This is a genomic window from Levilactobacillus sp. HBUAS70063, from assembly GCF_038374745.1.
In the GTDB taxonomy this organism is placed as follows: domain Bacteria; phylum Bacillota; class Bacilli; order Lactobacillales; family Lactobacillaceae; genus Levilactobacillus.
In genome coordinates, this window is sequence record NZ_JBANSM010000001.1 from 308,399 (window position 1) to 324,946 (window position 16,548).

The window sequence follows — 16,548 nt, forward strand, 5'->3', positions numbered from 1 at the left end:
TTCCATACTTTCATTCATTTAGGCTTGCGACTCAGGCCCCGACTCGCCCGGCGGCATCGTCATCCGAGCCGACCAGGACTGCATCTGATCCAAGAACCGCTTGCTCTTGGGGTGCACCCCAATTTGGCTATCGTAGATTTCATCCATCAATTGCCGAAGGGCGTGTTCCGTCTGCGGTTTGACGTTGATCGTGTGGAGCTTGTCTAGGTCGAGCACGGAGAACTGTCGCAGATAGTAAATCGTCCGCTGATTCAGGTGCAAGCGCCGCGGGTCCAACTGCCAGTGTTGCTGGCACAACAAACCCCCGTAGCTTTCCGAATAGTCAAACGGCAGGTCATTACGGCCACAGACTGCACACCCCTGTAGTTGCGGCGCGACGCCAAAGGCCGGCATCAGCTGAATCTCCATGATGTTGGTCACAATGGCGGCGTTGACCCCATCGTCAATCAGCGTCAGGGCGCGCTGCACACGGTGATACCAGTCCGGTAGCGGTTGGCTATCCGGGAAGGCCACATCGACCAAGCTCATGACGTAGGTCGCATAGGCATTCTTGAAGATATCCGCGCTGATGTTCTGATACTGGCTGGTCTCTCTGGCCGTACGGATATAGGACAGGCCATCATCGGCGATATCGCCGACGTAGCTACCCACCGTAAACGGCAAAATATCCGCCACCATCTTGAAGCCCTTCTTCTTCGCGCCGCGGACCAGGAACATCTTCTTCCCGAATTCCTGCGTCAGAAATTTTATCAGGAAGTCGCGTTCTGCATAGTCCCGCCGAAACAGGAGGATGCCGTGAAAATCCGTCACGTTACGTGCCACCGTCATCCCCGCTTTCTTTTCAGTCTAAAGGTCATCCTTGCGATAGCCGTAGCTCTTCAGCAACGTGGCCTTGTCGCGCCAGTTCGGTTGGACCTTGACCCACAGTTGCAGGTAGACCTTACTACCCAGCAGGTGTTCAATGTCGCGGCGTGCCATAGTCCCAATCTTCTTGAGCATGCTACCACCCTTGCCGATCATGATGCCCTTTTGCGTTGGCCGTTCGACAATGATTGTGGCCTCGATGTGGACGTGATCCTCGTCCTTTTGCTTCATGCTTTCGATCTCAACCGCCACGGAATGCGGCACTTCCTCACGCGTCAACATGAAGATCTTCTCGCGAATTAATTCGCTAACCACGAACCGTTCGGGGTGGTCGGTCACCTGATCTTCGGGATAATACTGTGGACCGTTGGGCATTTCACCCACGAGGGCCGTCAAAAACTCATCGACGTTATTACCCTCCAACGCGGAGATCGGGTAAACGGCCTTCCACGGTAGCGCCGTCTTGTATTGATCCATGACGGACAGGAGGTCATCAGGGTGAATCTGGTCAATCTTATTGATCAACAGGTAAACCGGGGCCTTGATGCCCTTCAACCGGTCGATAATAAAGTTGTCCCCGGCGCCCCGTTTCTCGGCGGCATTAATCATGAACAGCACGGCATCGACTTCGTTTAGCGCGGACATGGTGGACTGCACCATGTAGTCGCCCAACTTACTCTTAGGCTTGTGCACCCCCGGCGTATCGATAAAGACGATCTGCGCCTCATCGGTGGTGTAAATCCCCTGAATCTTGTTCCGCGTGGTTTGCGCGGTATCCGACATGATGGCAATCTTCTGGCCAATCACGCGGTTTAAAAACGTTGATTTCCCCACATTGGGCCGGCCAACGATGGCCACGAAACCTGATTTATAATTTGGATTATCCATATTTTCCTCCACTTAGAACCAACGACTTAACGCCGGCAACATGACCAGCGCCCCGACAATCACCGCAAAGATGGCGGCCAGTAGCACGCCCCCCGCGGCCACGTCCTTAGCGCGTTTAGCCAAATCATGATAGGTCGTCCCCACCACGAGATCCACGACGGCTTCCACAATCGTATTGAGCGTCTCGGCAATCAAGACCAGAAAAATGGCCAGAACCAGCCACAGCCACTCATTTAGCGTCAACCGCAGAATAACTCCGGCGATCACGGCCAATGACCCCACCGCCAAGTGTTTGCGGAAGTTTCGCTCATAGTGAAATAACGCCCGTAGGCCATCCCACGCATGACCTAACGACTGCACAAAGGCACGATTCTTGCTGGTTTGTTGATGCTTATCGCTTGAGGCCATAGGCATCTAGGATATCGGCCTGCAGCTTGAACATGACTTTCTCGTCTTCCGGCTTCATGTGATCGTAGCCGTTCAAGTGCAAGAAGCCGTGGACCACGAGAAAACCCAGTTCCCGTTCGTAGGAATGGCCCAGGTATTCGGCCTGTTCTTCGACCTTATCCATGGAAACGAAGATGTCGCCAATGTTTTCTGGAATCTCGGCGGCCATTTCTTCATCCATGACCAATGGGAAATCATCATCGGCCGTCTCGTCATCCTCGATGGCAAAGCTGATGACGTCGGTCGCCCGGTCAACGCCACGGTATTTCTTGTTGATCTGATGAATATCTTCGTTGTTCATCAGGGTCACGGACATTTCGGTATTTTCGGCCAATTTCAAATATTTACCGGCATACTCCAAAACATCCTTAATCATGTCCACGTGCTTCGCTGGCACGCCGTCTTTGGTCTTATCATAAATCTCTAAATCCATTATTTATTAGCTCCATTTGGTTTAGTATCGTTGGCTTCATAAGCATTAATGATGCTGGCCACGACTGGGTGCCGGACCACATCATCGGCATTAAAGGTCACAAAGTTAATGTGGGCCACGTTCTGCAAGATGTGTTGGGCCTGAATCAGCCCCGACTTGGCATTGTGTGGCAGGTCAATCTGCGAGATATCCCCGTTGACAATCATCTTCGAACCAAAGCCCAGCCGCGTCAGGAACATCTTCATCTGCATGTTGGTCGTGTTCTGCGCTTCATCCAGGATGACGAAGGCCGACTCCAATGTCCGCCCACGCATGTAGGCCAGCGGCGCAATTTCGATGACGCCCCGATCCATCAAGCGGGTGGTATGTTCAGCACCTAAAATAGCGTACAGGGCGTCATAGATTGGCCGCAGATAGGGGTCAACCTTTTCCTTCAAGTCCCCGGGCAAGAATCCCAGACTTTCACCGGCTTCCACGGCCGGACGGGTAATGATCAACTTCTCGACATCCCCGTGCTTGAGGGCGGCCACGGCCATGACCACGGCCAGGAAGGTCTTCCCGGTTCCGGCCGGGCCAATCCCGAAGGTAATGTCGTTGTGTTTGATGGCGTCGATATACTGCCGTTGGCCAAAGTTCTTAACCCGCACGGCCCGGCCCTTGGCATCCTTAATCAGCGTTTCCGTGTAGAAGTCCTTGAAGTACGTCAAGGTCCCCTTACCGGCCATCTTCATGGCGCTAATCACGTCGGCACTGTTGAGCTTGATGCCCTTGGCCAATAGGTCGCTCATATTTCGTAAGATAGCCAACGTTTGGTCGACCGCATCCGCAGCGCCGGAGACTTTGATTGAATTGCCAAAGGGCTTGATGGTCACCCGTAAGCCCTCTTCCAGGATGGTGACAAACTGATCCTGGGCACCCAGCAAAGCAACCTCGTCTTCGGGCCGCGCCAAGATATATTCTTTTTCAATCGCTGTATTTTCAGTCAAATACGGTGGCTCCTTTGTTTTTTAAATTAACGGCTAAGGGGCGTTCTAATCCGCGCCGCACCGGGCATGACTGACTCAAATCCAATCAACCACTCGCGGCGGTCCCCTTAGCGTGTGTCCAATAGTCAAATTTTAGCATACTGCCGGGGATTGTAAAAGGATTCAGCGCGAAAACCGGGGAATTAACCCGTCCAGTTCGGACTTTATGAGGGTTAACCGTTTCCATCATCGTTTTGATATTCAAGCCGAGTGATTCCGCTTAAAAACGGGAAACCGTCAGCATCGACGAATTTCCCGTTTTCCATAGCTTACTTATTCAACTGGGCCTTCACCGTCTGGTTAACGATGGCACCATCGGCCTTACCCTTGACTTGGGGCATGACCACACCCATGACCTTGCCGAAGTCGCCCATGCCGCTAGCGGAGACCTTGGCGATGCTGTCCGCCACGATCTTAGCGATTTCGTCTTCGCTCAATTGCTTAGGCGCGTACTTTTCGACGATGGCGATTTCTGCCTTGACGCCCTCTACCAAGTCATCGCGATTCCCCTTGGCAAATTCCGCCATAGATTCCTTACGTTGCTTCAGTTCACGCGAGACAATCGTCAATTCTTCGTCCGACGACAAGTCGTGACCTTGCTTAACCTTTTCGTTGGTTAATGCGGTCTTCATCATCCGGATAACGTTCAGGGACAGCTTGTCGTGGGCCTTCATCGCCGTCTTTAAATCAGTGTTGAGTTGGGTTTCTAAACTCATTTCATTTCCTCCTAAAAAACATGATTACTGTTAAGTCTACACCTATTTAGCCGAAACGTCAGCCGAAGTTATTTCACTACCGGACGACAGGTCCAGTTGGCACACTGAGGCTGGGCCAATAACGCTAAGTCCCGTCAGAGCCTTCCGGATTGTCTTTCCCACCAAAATGCGCTAACCTAGCCATAGCTTCAGCAGTGACGAAAGGGGAATTTTATCATGCCAGATATGCGGGCGATTGGGTTTACCGAGAAGTTACCCATTGAAAATGAAAAGAGTTTAATCACGTTTTTCGAACCCCGGCCAACGCCGAGCGGCCACGATCTATTGGTCAACGTTCAAGCCACTTCGGTGAATCCGGTGGATACCAGCGTCCGGCGTGGGACGACCGGCACCCTAACCACGCCCAAGGTCATCGGTTGGGATGCTTACGGCACCGTGACGGCCGTGGGTGAAGCCGTCACGCTCTTTCATCCCGGCGACCGGGTCTTTTACGCCGGATCGTTTAAACGGCCGGGAACGGACAGTGAGTACCAGCTGGTGGACGAACGTCTCGTGGGTCACGCCCCCACGACCCTCAGTCCGGCCGAGATTGCGGCGATGCCCTTGACCGCGCTCACCGCTTGGGAGGCCCTCTTTGAACAACTGGGCATCACGATGGACCCGGTCGTCAACGCGGGTAAAACCATCCTCATCATCAACGGGGCCGGTGGCGTTGGCTCCACGGCGACCCAGTTGGCCCACCTCGCCGGACTGACCGTCATCGCTACGGCCTCGCGCCCCGAGACGATCGCCTGGACCCGAGCTCACGGGGCGGACGCGGTCGCTAACCACCGCAAGGACCTGGTCACCGAGGTCCACGCCCTAGGTTATCCCACCGTGGATTATATCCTAGAGTTGAGCAACCTCAATCAACATTGGGCCGAGATCGTCGCGTTGATTAAGCCCAGCGGTCACATCGTGTCCATCACGGGTAGCGACCAGCCGATTGACCTGCGCGCCCTCAAGCAGAAGCGCGCGACCTTCGCCTGGGAATGGATGTACACCAAGTCTTACTTCGAGACCGACGACATGATCAGCCAACACGAGATTTTAGAAAAAGTGAGCGCCCTGCTGGACAGCGGTCAGCTCCAGTCCACGGTGACCAAAACCTTTACGCCCATCAACGCCGCCAATCTCCGGGCCGCCCACGCGCTAGTGGAAGCCAACCGGATGATTGGGAAGGTCGTGTTAGCTAACTAAAGCTAACTATCTTCTATTATCGGACAAAATAGCCATTTCTACTGAAATAAATTCAGTAGAAACGGCTATTTTAGTTCATATCGAGTTATTGATCTATCGCACTCTACTTAGTCAAATACGACAATTGGTTTGATTACCTTACCGCTAGCCGAATCTGCAAAGGCTTGATTAATCTCTTCAAACTTGTAAAGCTTGGTCAGCTTATCGAATGGGAAGAGACCCTTTTGATAATATTTAACGATTTTAGGGATGAAGATCTGTGGAATGGCGTCACCTTCAATGACCCCCGCAATCGTCTTGCTTTCAGCCATAATGTCATCATTCACGTTGAACGTGACGTCGCCAGCAATTCCGACAACCGCATCAGTTCCACGCGGCTTGATTGCATTAGCCGATTCTTTGATACATTGTGCAGCCCCAGTCGTCTCCAAGGCAAAGTCGGTTCCATTACCCGTAATACGTTTGATTTCGGCTACAACATCAACATCGGGCTTGCTTTCAATAATATCGGTTGCCCCTAACTCACGAGCCATGTCCAACCGATATGGGTTAGGACGATTAACAACAATGATGTGTTCCATGTTTAACAGCTTAGCCGCCATAACACCGGACAAACCAACCGCTCCAGCACCAAAGATGACAATAGAATCGCCAAATTTAGGCTTAAAATATTGGAGCACGGTTCCCGCACCAGTCTGAATTCCACAGCCTAATGGCCCGAGTAACTTAAGATCGGCACTCCTATCGACCTTTACTACGCCACGTTCGGAAACGACCGAATAAGTACTAAACGAAGATTGACCGAAGAAGTTTGAGATGGCTTGACCATCTTGCGTGATGGCGGCGGAGCCATCTTTTCGACGACCACCAAAGTTAATTTGGTTCAACTTCTCACATTCTGCAGGATGCCCGGTCAAACAATTGTCGCATACCCCACATGAATTAAATGACAAGACAACGTGGTCTCCGGCCTTAACCGTCGAAACAGAGGCGCCAACCTCTTGGACAATTCCTGCGCCTTCGTGACCAAGGACCACTGGGTAACCTGCCATGCCGGCGTCACGGCCGACTGCATCGGTATGACAGACACCGCTGGCGACCATTTTTACGAGAACTTCATCACTTTCCAAATCTGCTAGTTGGGCTTTCTCAATCGTTAAAGGTTCGCCAGATTGACGAGCCATCGCTACCGTAATATCCACTGAATCTACCTCCATAGTTTGATCATCATTTAACAAATAGTTTTATTTTAACCCAAAATTTGCAAAAATCAATGATTCCTAATGAAAGTTTAGTTAATATTCACTATTCCGCTTGGCTACTTAACCTTGAACGGCCGCCACGATTCAGCTTACAACAATTTCCCCATACAAAAAACCGCCGACCCATTCAGGTCAGCGGTTTTTGAGTTAAATTGCAAAAAGAGCTTAGTAACGCTTCTTCTTGGCTTTACGCTTACGCGCAGCTTCTGATTTTAACTTTTTCTTCACACTTGGTTTTTCGTAAAATTCACGTTTACGGTATTCTTGTAAAGTACCGCTACGGGAAACCGTACGTTTGAAGCGCCGAAGAGCGTCGTCAAAAGACTCGTTTTTGCGAACGACTGTCTTTGCCATATAAAATTCCCTCCCTCCGAGCACAAGTAATAACGCCGGTTAGCTTTTGACCACCGGCGTAACGGTTCTTAACTATTATACATAATCATCCAAACCGCGTCAATAACGCAAGTAAAGAAAATTTGAACCGTTTTATCAGTGGGGGTAAACTAAGGGTAATCACCTATTAAATACGTCAGAGGAGTTGCTCGCCATGCCGCAGATTACGATCTTTATTATTTCCGATTCTTCCGGGGAAACGGCGCTAACCGTGGCCCAGACGGCCGTTTCTCAGTTTCCGACCGTGCAAGCCAGCTATCAACGATTTCCCTTTATCCAAACCGATTCCATTCTCGATGGCATTCTTAATTTAGCGAAAAAACAGCGTGCTATGATTTTTCACACGTTGGTCAACGCCACGCTGAGCAAGAAAGTTAGGGAATTTGCGACCACCAATCAGCTCCAGCAGTTCGACTGCATCCAACCCGCCATGGGCGTCATGCAGCGGGCAACCGGCCTGACCCCCGAGGGCGTGCCCGGACTAGTCCACAATCTAAACGATACCTATTTCGACCGAATCGCCGCCATGGAATTCGCCGTCACCTACGACGATGGCAAGGACCCCACCGGCCTGTTGAAGGCCGACATCGTGATTCTCGGCGTCTCACGGACCTCCAAGACCCCGCTGTCCCTCTTCCTGGCCAACCGGAATCTTCGGGTGGCTAACCTCCCGTTAGGCCCCACGACACAGCTTCCCGATGAACTCTGGCAGGTCGATCCCAAGCGAATCTTCGGCTTGACCAACAAGCCCGAGGCACTCCGTAAGATTCGCCAGGAGCGGATGATTTCTTACGGCTTGCCCGCGGACAGTGCTTACTCCGACACCAAGAAGATCAGCGAGGAACTGGCTTACGCGCAGAAGATTTATAAAAAAATCGGTTGTCTCGTGATCGACGTATCCAATAAATCCATTGAGGAAACGGCCACGCTAATTATGGAGAGTGTGGACTACGACTTGATTCCGCATTCCTTAACGGATTAACGACGCACCCTCCCTTTAAACGACCAAACTCGGAAAACCAACTAAGGCTTTCCGAGTTTTTTTTCAATTTTTATCGGTCTGATGGCCCCCGCTTTAGCCACTATCGCGTCAAATAAGCCGCTACCGGATTACCCGCCAAGACATCGGCTTCCAGATCCGGATTGAACCGTTGGTGCTTGAGCATCGCAACCTCGTAGCCGTGCGGGTTAACCCCGTGCTTTCTGTCCGGACCAATCACCGGTGTTTCCATAATCTTCGGCACCGTGGTGAGCTGCGGATGGTGGGCCACGTAATTCAACACGTCAAAGCCCAGCGTTCCCAGGCCAATGTTGGTGTGCCGGTCCTTGTGGCTACCCTGGGGATTCTTAGAATCGTTCAGGTGAATAACCTTGAGCTTATCCAGTCCAATCACGTGGTCGAATTCGTTCAGGACGCCATCGAAATCCAGGCCAATCGCATAGCCGGCATCACTGGTATGGCAGGTGTCAAAGCAGACCGACAGCCGGTCGTTAGCCGCCGTCGCCGACATAATCGCCGCCAATTCCTCGAAGGTGCGACCGACCTCGGTTCCCTTACCGGCCATCGTCTCCAGGGCAATCTGTACGGGTTCGTCGGCCGCCGCCAGGATCTCATCGAGGCCCTTGGCAATCTGGGCGATGGCGGCATCCGGACCGGCCCCCACGTGTGCGCCCGGGTGAAGCACAATCTGTGTGGCCCCTAAGGCCGCCGCCCGCTTGACCTCGGCCGTCAAGAATTCAACGGCAAAGGCGAAGTTCTGTGGCTTCATGGTATTGCCAAGATTCACCACGTACGGCGCGTGAATAACCACCGCGCGTTGATCGTGGTCGGCCATGAACTGCCGGCCGGCGGGAATATTCAGCTCGGCGATGGGCTTGCGCCGCGTATTCTGCGGTGCCCCGGTGTAAATCATAAAGACATTCTCACCGTACTGGGCGGCCTCCTTGGCCGAGCCCAGCAGCATCTCCTTGCCCTTCATGCTGACGTGAGAACCAATCAGAAATTCTGTCATCTTCAGTCATCCTTTCCACTGATCATCAAGCGGGCCACGCGTTGACTCGCCGTGCCGTCTTCCCAGTCACAGAACTTCTGGTAGAAGGCCGCCTGTTGCTGCCGATACGCCGGAAAATCGCCCTGCCGTTGCCACTCATCCAGTTGTTGATAGAAGGCCGGCGCGGTGGTGACCAACGGCCCGGGAATCTCTCTTTGATAGTCGAAGTAAAACCCGCGGAGTTGGTCACGATAGTGCGCCAAGTCATAGGCGAAGAACAGCTGGGGACGTTTGAGATTGGCGAAGTCAAACATCACGGAGGAATAGTCGGTAATCAACAGATCGGTCACCAGGTACAGCTCGGCGATGTCCGTATCGGCCAACACGGTCACCCGGTCCTCGTAGCCGCGAATATCCACGGCATCCTTAACCAGGTAATGCGGCCGAATAATCAAATGGGTCCCGGCCGGAACGTGCTGGAAAAATTCACCCAGGTCAAACGGTAAATCAAAACGGTAGACGCCGGGGCGGACCGCCATGTCATCCCGCCAGGTCGGCGCGTAGGTCACGATGAGCCCGCTGACCGCGCCCAGCAATCGCTGCCGCAGGGCCGCAATCTTGGCCGGCTGATTAGCCGTATACAGAACATCATTACGCGGATAGCCAATCGTGAGAAAATGCCCCCGGTAGCCAAACGCGCGTTTAAAAATATCACGGGAATATTGATTCGGCGCAATCAGGTAGTCCCAGCGCGACGAGGCCGTCACGAACTGCTGGTGATAGTCGGCCGTGCTGGTCCCCGGAATGGCCACGTGCTCGATGTCGGCGCCCAACTTCTTTAGCGGCGTGCCGTGCCAGGTCTGAATGGTCCGGGTCCGGCGGTTGGGTCGCCACCAATTCGGTAACCGCGAGTTCAGAACCCAGTACTGGGCCCGTGCCATCAACCAGACCCACTTGGGCGTGAAGCGCTTGACCAACCGGATCTCCGGATAACGGGCCTTCAAGGCCGCATACGTCCGGGGCTTGACGCTAAAGTACGCCGTTTCTCGATAGCGCGGGTCAGCGGCCACCAGCGCCCGGTAAATGGCCGCCGGATTGTCGTTAATATCCTTCCCGTTAAAGCTTTCAAACATCACTAGTCGCCGTTTAATAGGTAAACAAATAAGCCCATCGTTCAGCACGATGAGCCCATAGCGAGCAACTAGCTTCAATGACTGCGTGATTTTTCGTAAACCGTTCGCCATTTGAGGTTGCTCCTTTCAATTAGATTAAATCAACAAAGCGTGACCGGAACTTGTAGTGCAGGTGGGACCCCACAAGCAGTAAGAAGAACACGAAGAGCCAGAATTCCAGCGTCAACATCGGCTTATCCCAGAACCAGCCGGTCCCCAAGAAGGATTCCCGGAAGCCCGCAACGATGTAGTAGTACGGGTTCAATTCCAGTAAATGAATAAACGGTGTTGGGAAGGATGGCGTCACGAAGTTAAACAGCACGCCGGACACGTAGAATAACATCCGCATCACGGATTGTAACAGGATGTGGTAATCGCGGACCAGCACACTGATACACGAGTTAAAGATCCCTAAGGCCACCAACAGGCAGATCATGGCGAAGAAGTAGTAGATCCACTGGAACCAAGCCACCTTCGGGTAAACCCCGTTGAGCAGGCCAATAAAGATGGTGAAGACCATCATGGTCCAGAAGGAACTCAGGTTGCTGACGATTTTAATCGTTGGCAACGCGGAGACCGGGAACTTCATCTTCGCCACCATGTTGACCCGTTGGTAGATACTCTTTGAGCCATCCAGGGTCGCCCGGTTCATGAAGAACCACGGCGAAATCCCGATGACCATCCACGGCAGGTAGCCGACACCACTAATGGGTTGACCGTGCTTTAACCCCACACCGAAGACTAACCAGTAAATCGCAATTTGAATCAACGGGTATAAGTACTCCCACATTAAACCTAAGTAATGACTTTGATAACTTGCTTGATCTTCGTAGCGCGAAATCCGAAAAATAATTCCGATACTCGAGACCTGTTCTTTGAATAAGGTCATGACCTCTTTCAAGGCACTGCACTCCTTTAAATTTTAATCGCTGATGCTTACTTCGCGAGTAGCGCCGCATAGCGGGCCACAACGCGTTGGGTTGCCGCACCATCGTTGGCGGAATTCCACCGTTGGTTAAACTGTGTCAGATCGGTGGGTTCATCGGCGCGAATGGCCGCGGCCAATTGCGTCGTGGTCTTAATGATCGGCCCCGGCAACCAGTCTTCCAGATCGGGTTGAACGCCCGGATCGCGCCGGTAGTCGTCCCAGTCGAACAGGAAAAACAACAGGCTATGCGCGTTGGGCACCAGGCTGTAGTCAAAGGCCACCGACGAATAATCCGTCACCACCGTTTCAGCAACGTTGAGTAAGTCCGTAGTACTGATGGACTCGGTAACGACCACCTGTTGGCCGAGCTGTTCTTGGAGCTGATGGGCGCTGGCCTTTAGGGCCGGATGCACCTTCACCACCACTTTAGCGTTCGGGTCGGCCGTCAATGCCGCTGCCAAGCCGGCCGGCGGCGTGAAGGTCACGCCCTCCCGGTAGGTTGGCGCGTAGAGAATCACGCGGTGTCCCGTCAGCTCGGGCGCCGCCTCGGCCACGGCTTCGCGCGACAAGCGTTGCCACTTGGGATCGCGATACCGATCCGATCGCGGATAGCCGAGCACCTGCATGCGCGCCAACGGTACCCGGTAGCTTCTTGCGAAGACGCGTGCCATGGCCGGAGACCCCACGACGTATTCATCAAAGTGGTCATATACCGCCTGGAACCGTCGCTGATCGCTGGCCGACCGTTGCGCCGTGGTGGGATCGTCCCACCCAAAGCGCTTGATGGCCCCCGCCGCATGCCAGACCTGAACGATCCGCATGCGTCGGGGATGGCGCAAGCCGCCGAGAAACGCGTAGTAGTTATCGCAAAATAGGACGCGCGCCTGCATCACCGTTGGAATCCCGGTGAAGACGAACCGCAGATCATCGCGAAACGGCCGCACATCAATCCCGGACCGCGCCAAACGCTGCGCCGCCCGTTCCTGCTGCGGTCGGTAGAACACGACTAATGGTTGTGTGACCGGTGACGCCTGCGCCAACGCGCGAACAAAGGCCAGGTTATCCCCGAAGCTCATCAGGTAGATGAACCGCCGTTGCCGGCGCCAACCGCACAACCCCGACATCAGTCGGATTAACCACAAATAAATATCTTTCACGCTATCACCAATATCACTTATTTTCGCTGTCCATAACACCGAGAATTATACCACATCTCCGTCACGAACCTAGAGAAATTTAATAACCTTTAAGAAATGGCCCATAATTTCGCTAATTTTGATGGTTCTCGGCGACCGCGTTTGCATCAATCAGCCGCCACTGACCCCTTCACCTCAGAACCAGCGGCCGACATTTGGGGAGCCACCGGGTTGCGACTTACCCGAGCAAAAAATTTCCGAAATCCTGCAACAAATTCCCCCGATTTTACATTAGTAATAAGTGGGGGGGCAAATAAATACAGCGGTGAGGCCCCGCCCCATCGCTGCATTCATTACCACTTCGGTTCGTAGAAATGTCCCAACACCTTAATCGTATCCGAGATGCTCACGAAAGCGTGGGGATCGGATTCTTCCATGGCCACTTCTAGCTCATCCATTTCGTAACGCGTAATCACCGTGAAGAGGATTGTCTTCTCATCGTGACGGTAAGCCCCTTCCGCACCGTGGACGATCGTAATCCCTCGGCGCATGTGGTTTTGGATACTGTCAATCACCGTCTTGGGCCGATCGGTAATCACCATGACCTGCATCCGCTGTTGGCGCGTGAACGTCATGTCGATGACCTTAGCGTTCACGAACAGCCCCAATGCGGAGTACAGGGCATACGGCCAGCCGTAAACGAAGCCGGCACTGATGACGATCAGACTGTTGAAGGCAATGTTGATCGTCCCCATGCTGCGCCCGGTCTTACGCCGCAACACGATGCCGATGATGTCGAGTCCCCCGGTCGAGATACCATTTTTGAGGGCAAAACCGGTCCCAAAACCGTTGACCGCACCCCCAAAGATCGCACAAATGATGGGGTCACTCGTCAGATGCACGGGCTGGATGACCCGAATCATGACGGACGCGAACAAAACACAGATAAACGTGAAGACGGTAAAGGACTTGCCAATCTGCTTCCAAGCCAAGACGAACATCGGAATGTTAATCAGGAAGAGCCCAAGGGCCGTGGTGATGTGAAACGCGCCTAATCCCGCTGTCAAACTGTTCACCAACTGCGCCAACCCGGTCACACCGGAGGAGTAAATATGCCCCGGCGTCCAGAAAAAGTTCACCGCAATCGACACCAAAACCCCGTAAAAGAACGCCACGGAGAATTTCGCCGTATAGGTATGCCGTTTTAACAACTGCTGCACATCATCCATGATTTAAAACCTAACCTCGCTTCATTTGTCCTATTTCACACTATGCTCGGCTTAGTATAGCATTTATCCCGGTCAACGGCCACGGCAATGCGTATCTTTTAGCGACTTCTAATGATTCCGCCAGTGCTGGTCGATAAAGGCGGCGCGACCCCCGGCCTCTTCTTCGGCGAAACGTTCGGTATGCTTGCGATAGAACTGTTGGTGCCGCTCCTCGGCCACGAAGAACGGTTGAACGACCTGAATCTGCGTTACGATGGGTTTATCGAACTGTTCTCGTGCTTGCAGGGCCGCTTTAGAGGCGGTCGCGGTGGCCGCTTGAGCCGCACTATTGACAAATATCACCGGTCGATAGTTCGTCCCTCGGTCCTGAAATTGCCCGGAAGCATCGGTCGGGTCGGTTTGTTGCCAGTATAACGTAACTAACTGTTCATAGGAGACCACACTGGGGTCAAACCAGATCTTGACCGCCTCGGTGTGGCCGGTCGTCTGACTCTTGACCTGCTCGTAGGTCGGATCGGTGACGGTCCCGCCGGTATACCCGGACAGCACCTTCACAATGCCGGGAAAGGTGTCAAACGGTTTTACCATGCACCAAAAGCACCCGCCGGCAAATGTTGCCGTTTCAATTTGTTGATTCATATCGATCACTCCATCTTCTAATAGTCTTCTCTGTTTTTGGGGAGGTGTCGACTAGCCCTGACGACCCTCTCGCAAGGCACTAACGCTGGGGGGGCCAGGCACTAATTCCTGATAGGCCTGTCGCATCAGGGGGCTCCCGATTAGCAACAGAAGACCCCGCCACAGATAAAGCGGTCACCGACCGGCTGGGCCTACCCGTCGCCGATTCATCAGCATTTGCACCTTGATTGCCACCCCAATTCACCCGTATTACTTTAAAATATTAAAACTTAATGAGAAAAAGTCAAGCGACCTTCCAACCCCCGATGACCGAATCTGCCCGGTTCACTCAAAAACGCCAACCGCATCCGCAGTTGACGTTTGATGAGTTCTGATTAACCTTGGTCGGTTTCATCTTTCTTCGCGATCAAGAGGTCGAGGTCAAGCAATTGCTTGTCCGCCACCGTGGTTGGTGCTTCGGTCATCGGTTCCGTGGCCTTCGAGTTCTTAGGGAAGGCAATCACATCACGAATGTTATCGCGCTTAGCTAACAACCGGGCGAAACGATCCAATCCGATAGCCAGACCACCATGAGGCGGGAAGCCGTAATCCAAGGCTTTCAGCAGGAAGCCAAATTGCTTTTCGGCCCGTTCCGGCGTAAAGCCTAAGGCCTTCAACATCTTCATCTGTAACTCGCGGGTGTGAATCCGGATGGACCCTCCACCGAGTTCCAGACCGTTCAAGATGATGTCGTAACTTTGGGCGTAGGCCTTGTGTGGGTCCTCACCATCGTTCAAGTAATGGGCATCCCCTTCAGCCGGCATCGTGAATGGGTGGTGCGCTGGGACCCAGCGTTCCAAATCAACATCGTAGTCGAACAATGGCCAGTTCACGATCCACAAGAAGGCCCACTTATTTTCGTCGATCATGTCTAGTTCCTTGGCAATGGCCACCCGCAGGTAACCCAACGTCTGGGCCACAACCCGCTTAGAGTCGGCAGCAAAGAGCAACAGGTCGCCACTCTTGGCCCCGGTAGCGGCGGTAATCTGGTCGAACCAGTCGCCTTCCTTGAAGAACTTCGCGATTGGGCCGCTGAAGCCGTCATCGGTGACCTTCATCCAGGCCAAGCCCTTGGCCCCGAAGCGTTCGATGTATTGACCGTACTTGTCGATGTCCTTACGGCTGTATTTATCAGCCCCGCCAGGAACGGCAATGGCCTTGACTTGACCACCGTTGGCTACGGCGCCAGAGAAGACCTTGAAGTCGGTGTTGGCCATGATGGCAGACAGGTCCTTCAGTTCCATGCCGAACCGGACGTCTGGTTGGTCGGTCCCGAAACGGGCCATGGAATCGTCCCAGTCCATCCGTTCGAATGGCAACTTCACGTCGACGTTCAAGGTATCCTTCATGACCTTGGCAATCAAGCCCTCGGTCAGGTCCTGAATTTCTTCGGCCGTCAGGAAGGACGTTTCCAGGTCAATCTGGGTAAATTCGGGTTGCCGGTCGCCCCGCAAGTCTTCGTCACGGAAACAACGGGCGATTTGGTAGTACCGATCGAAACCGGAGCCCATCAGCAATTGCTTGAACAATTGTGGGGATTGCGGCAAGGCGTAGAAGTGCCCCGGATAGATCCGTGAAGGAACCAGGTAGTCACGGGCCCCTTCCGGCGTGGACTTGGTCAGGTCCGGCGTTTCGATGTCGATAAAGCCGTTCTTATCAAAGTAGCTGTGGACGGACTGCACGATCCGGTTGCGCAGCATTAAGGACTTTTGCATTTCTGGCCGGCGCAAATCCAAGTAACGGTATTGCAACCGCAAGTCGTCGGAGGCGTTGACACCATCCTTGATTTCAAATGGCAATTCCTTGGACTTGTTCAGCAGGTTGATGCCGGTAACCCGGACTTCAACCTTCCCGGTACGCATGTCCGGGTTGATTTCCTTGGGTGCCCGCGCAACGACTTCCCCTTGGATCTCAATGACGTATTCGCTCCGTAATTGGTCGGCAACGGCCAGGGCGTCTTCGCCGTATTCTTCACTAAAGACCAGTTGGACGATGCCTTCGCGATCCCGCAGATCGATGAAGATCAAGCTCCCGAGGTCCCGGCGCTTTTGCACCCAACCCTTTAACACAACGGTTTGGTCGAGATAGTGTTCATCGACTAAGCCGGCATACGTGGTACGTTTCAAATTCTTTTCCATGCTTATCCC

The 16,548-nt window shown here is 53.3% G+C and carries 17 protein-coding genes; 2 read left to right on the forward strand and 15 right to left on the reverse strand.

The window, feature by feature from the left end:
• Window positions 1-18: 18 nt before the first annotated feature.
• The 6 genes from recO to V8I28_RS01505 form a co-directional block, all read right to left on the reverse strand.
• A complete protein-coding gene (gene recO / locus V8I28_RS01480; RefSeq protein ID WP_341778353.1) occupies window positions 19-828 on the reverse strand; it encodes a DNA repair protein RecO in 810 nt (269 codons plus the stop codon).
• A gap of 18 nt (window positions 829-846) precedes the next feature.
• Entirely contained in the window at window positions 847-1,752 is a 906-nt protein-coding gene (era, locus tag V8I28_RS01485; protein ID WP_341778354.1) for a GTPase Era, read from the reverse strand.
• Window positions 1,753-1,764: 12 nt separating this feature from the next.
• Window positions 1,765-2,166, reverse strand: coding sequence for a diacylglycerol kinase family protein (locus V8I28_RS01490; RefSeq protein ID WP_341778355.1), 402 nt, complete (start codon window positions 2,164-2,166; stop codon window positions 1,765-1,767).
• Window positions 2,144-2,632 carry an rRNA maturation RNase YbeY gene (ybeY, locus tag V8I28_RS01495; protein ID WP_341778356.1) on the reverse strand — a complete coding sequence of 163 codons (489 nt, stop codon included), beginning with the start codon at window positions 2,630-2,632 and terminating at the stop codon, window positions 2,144-2,146. The genes V8I28_RS01490 and ybeY overlap by 23 nt, the downstream gene beginning before the upstream one ends.
• Complete coding sequence (locus tag V8I28_RS01500; RefSeq protein WP_341778357.1) at window positions 2,632-3,618, reverse strand: PhoH family protein; 987 nt, start codon at window positions 3,616-3,618, stop codon at window positions 2,632-2,634. The genes ybeY and V8I28_RS01500 overlap by 1 nt, the downstream gene beginning before the upstream one ends.
• Window positions 3,619-3,926: 308 nt before the next feature.
• On the reverse strand, window positions 3,927-4,373 hold the full coding sequence (locus V8I28_RS01505; protein WP_341778358.1) for a GatB/YqeY domain-containing protein: 447 nt from the start codon (window positions 4,371-4,373) through the stop codon (window positions 3,927-3,929).
• Window positions 4,374-4,598: 225 nt separating this feature from the next.
• Between V8I28_RS01505 and V8I28_RS01510 the strand changes: the two genes are divergently transcribed.
• Window positions 4,599-5,612 carry a zinc-binding alcohol dehydrogenase family protein gene (locus tag V8I28_RS01510; protein ID WP_341778624.1) on the forward strand — a complete coding sequence of 338 codons (1,014 nt, stop codon included), beginning with the start codon at window positions 4,599-4,601 and terminating at the stop codon, window positions 5,610-5,612.
• 107 nt (window positions 5,613-5,719) lie between these two features.
• Here V8I28_RS01510 and V8I28_RS01515 read toward each other — a convergent pair whose 3' ends face one another.
• Both V8I28_RS01515 and rpsU read right to left on the reverse strand, forming a co-directional pair.
• On the reverse strand, window positions 5,720-6,814 hold the full coding sequence (locus V8I28_RS01515) for an NAD(P)-dependent alcohol dehydrogenase (protein WP_341778359.1): 1,095 nt from the start codon (window positions 6,812-6,814) through the stop codon (window positions 5,720-5,722).
• Window positions 6,815-7,039: 225 nt separating this feature from the next.
• Entirely contained in the window at window positions 7,040-7,228 is a 189-nt protein-coding gene (rpsU, locus tag V8I28_RS01520; RefSeq protein WP_125575857.1) for a 30S ribosomal protein S21, read from the reverse strand.
• A gap of 193 nt (window positions 7,229-7,421) precedes the next feature.
• On the opposite strand from rpsU, the gene V8I28_RS01525 reads away from it, so the two are divergent.
• Window positions 7,422-8,249: a pyruvate, water dikinase regulatory protein gene (locus V8I28_RS01525; protein WP_341778360.1), complete on the forward strand. Its 828-nt coding sequence runs from the start codon at window positions 7,422-7,424 to the stop codon at window positions 8,247-8,249.
• A gap of 100 nt (window positions 8,250-8,349) precedes the next feature.
• Here the strand turns inward: V8I28_RS01525 and V8I28_RS01530 are convergent, their stop codons facing one another.
• The 7 genes from V8I28_RS01530 to aspS all read right to left on the reverse strand — a co-directional run bounded on the left by V8I28_RS01530 (window position 8,350) and on the right by aspS (window position 16,527).
• Entirely contained in the window at window positions 8,350-9,279 is a 930-nt protein-coding gene (locus V8I28_RS01530; RefSeq protein WP_341778361.1) for a deoxyribonuclease IV, read from the reverse strand.
• 2 nt (window positions 9,280-9,281) lie between these two features.
• Entirely contained in the window at window positions 9,282-10,502 is a 1,221-nt protein-coding gene (locus tag V8I28_RS01535) for a CDP-glycerol glycerophosphotransferase family protein (protein WP_341778362.1), read from the reverse strand.
• A gap of 19 nt (window positions 10,503-10,521) precedes the next feature.
• Window positions 10,522-11,331 carry an ABC transporter permease gene (locus V8I28_RS01540; RefSeq protein WP_341778363.1) on the reverse strand — a complete coding sequence of 270 codons (810 nt, stop codon included), beginning with the start codon at window positions 11,329-11,331 and terminating at the stop codon, window positions 10,522-10,524.
• Between the two features lie 35 nt (window positions 11,332-11,366).
• Complete coding sequence (locus V8I28_RS01545; RefSeq protein ID WP_341778625.1) at window positions 11,367-12,482, reverse strand: CDP-glycerol glycerophosphotransferase family protein; 1,116 nt, start codon at window positions 12,480-12,482, stop codon at window positions 11,367-11,369.
• Window positions 12,483-12,847: 365 nt separating this feature from the next.
• Window positions 12,848-13,723, reverse strand: coding sequence for a YitT family protein (locus tag V8I28_RS01550; protein WP_233670120.1), 876 nt, complete (start codon window positions 13,721-13,723; stop codon window positions 12,848-12,850).
• Window positions 13,724-13,831: 108 nt separating this feature from the next.
• Complete coding sequence (gene msrA / locus V8I28_RS01555) at window positions 13,832-14,362, reverse strand: peptide-methionine (S)-S-oxide reductase MsrA (RefSeq protein WP_341778365.1); 531 nt, start codon at window positions 14,360-14,362, stop codon at window positions 13,832-13,834.
• Window positions 14,363-14,736: 374 nt separating this feature from the next.
• A complete protein-coding gene (aspS, locus tag V8I28_RS01560; protein ID WP_341778626.1) occupies window positions 14,737-16,527 on the reverse strand; it encodes an aspartate--tRNA ligase in 1,791 nt (596 codons plus the stop codon).
• Window positions 16,528-16,548 lie beyond the last annotated feature (21 nt).

What these genes read in the sequence shown, in the direction of transcription:
- V8I28_RS01505 (WP_341778358.1), bottom strand. Translation starts at nt 4,373, where the DNA reads ATGAGTTTAGAAACCCAACTCAACACTGATTTAAAGACGGCGATGAAG.
- rpsU (WP_125575857.1), bottom strand. Translation starts at nt 7,228, where the DNA reads ATGGCAAAGACAGTCGTTCGCAAAAACGAGTCTTTTGACGACGCTCTT.
- V8I28_RS01535 (WP_341778362.1), bottom strand. Translation starts at nt 10,502, where the DNA reads ATGGCGAACGGTTTACGAAAAATCACGCAGTCATTGAAGCTAGTTGCT.
- V8I28_RS01550 (WP_233670120.1), bottom strand. Translation starts at nt 13,723, where the DNA reads ATGGATGATGTGCAGCAGTTGTTAAAACGGCATACCTATACGGCGAAA.
- era (WP_341778354.1), bottom strand. Translation starts at nt 1,752, where the DNA reads ATGGATAATCCAAATTATAAATCAGGTTTCGTGGCCATCGTTGGCCGG.
- V8I28_RS01545 (WP_341778625.1), bottom strand. Translation starts at nt 12,482, where the DNA reads ATGTCGGGGTTGTGCGGTTGGCGCCGGCAACGGCGGTTCATCTACCTG.
- msrA (WP_341778365.1), bottom strand. Translation starts at nt 14,362, where the DNA reads ATGAATCAACAAATTGAAACGGCAACATTTGCCGGCGGGTGCTTTTGG.
- V8I28_RS01530 (WP_341778361.1), bottom strand. Translation starts at nt 9,279, where the DNA reads ATGACAGAATTTCTGATTGGTTCTCACGTCAGCATGAAGGGCAAGGAG.
- V8I28_RS01510 (WP_341778624.1), top strand. Translation starts at nt 4,599, where the DNA reads ATGCGGGCGATTGGGTTTACCGAGAAGTTACCCATTGAAAATGAAAAG.
- ybeY (WP_341778356.1), bottom strand. Translation starts at nt 2,632, where the DNA reads ATGGATTTAGAGATTTATGATAAGACCAAAGACGGCGTGCCAGCGAAG.
- V8I28_RS01525 (WP_341778360.1), top strand. Translation starts at nt 7,422, where the DNA reads ATGCCGCAGATTACGATCTTTATTATTTCCGATTCTTCCGGGGAAACG.
- V8I28_RS01490 (WP_341778355.1), bottom strand. Translation starts at nt 2,166, where the DNA reads ATGCCTATGGCCTCAAGCGATAAGCATCAACAAACCAGCAAGAATCGT.
- recO (WP_341778353.1), bottom strand. Translation starts at nt 828, where the DNA reads ATGACGGTGGCACGTAACGTGACGGATTTTCACGGCATCCTCCTGTTT.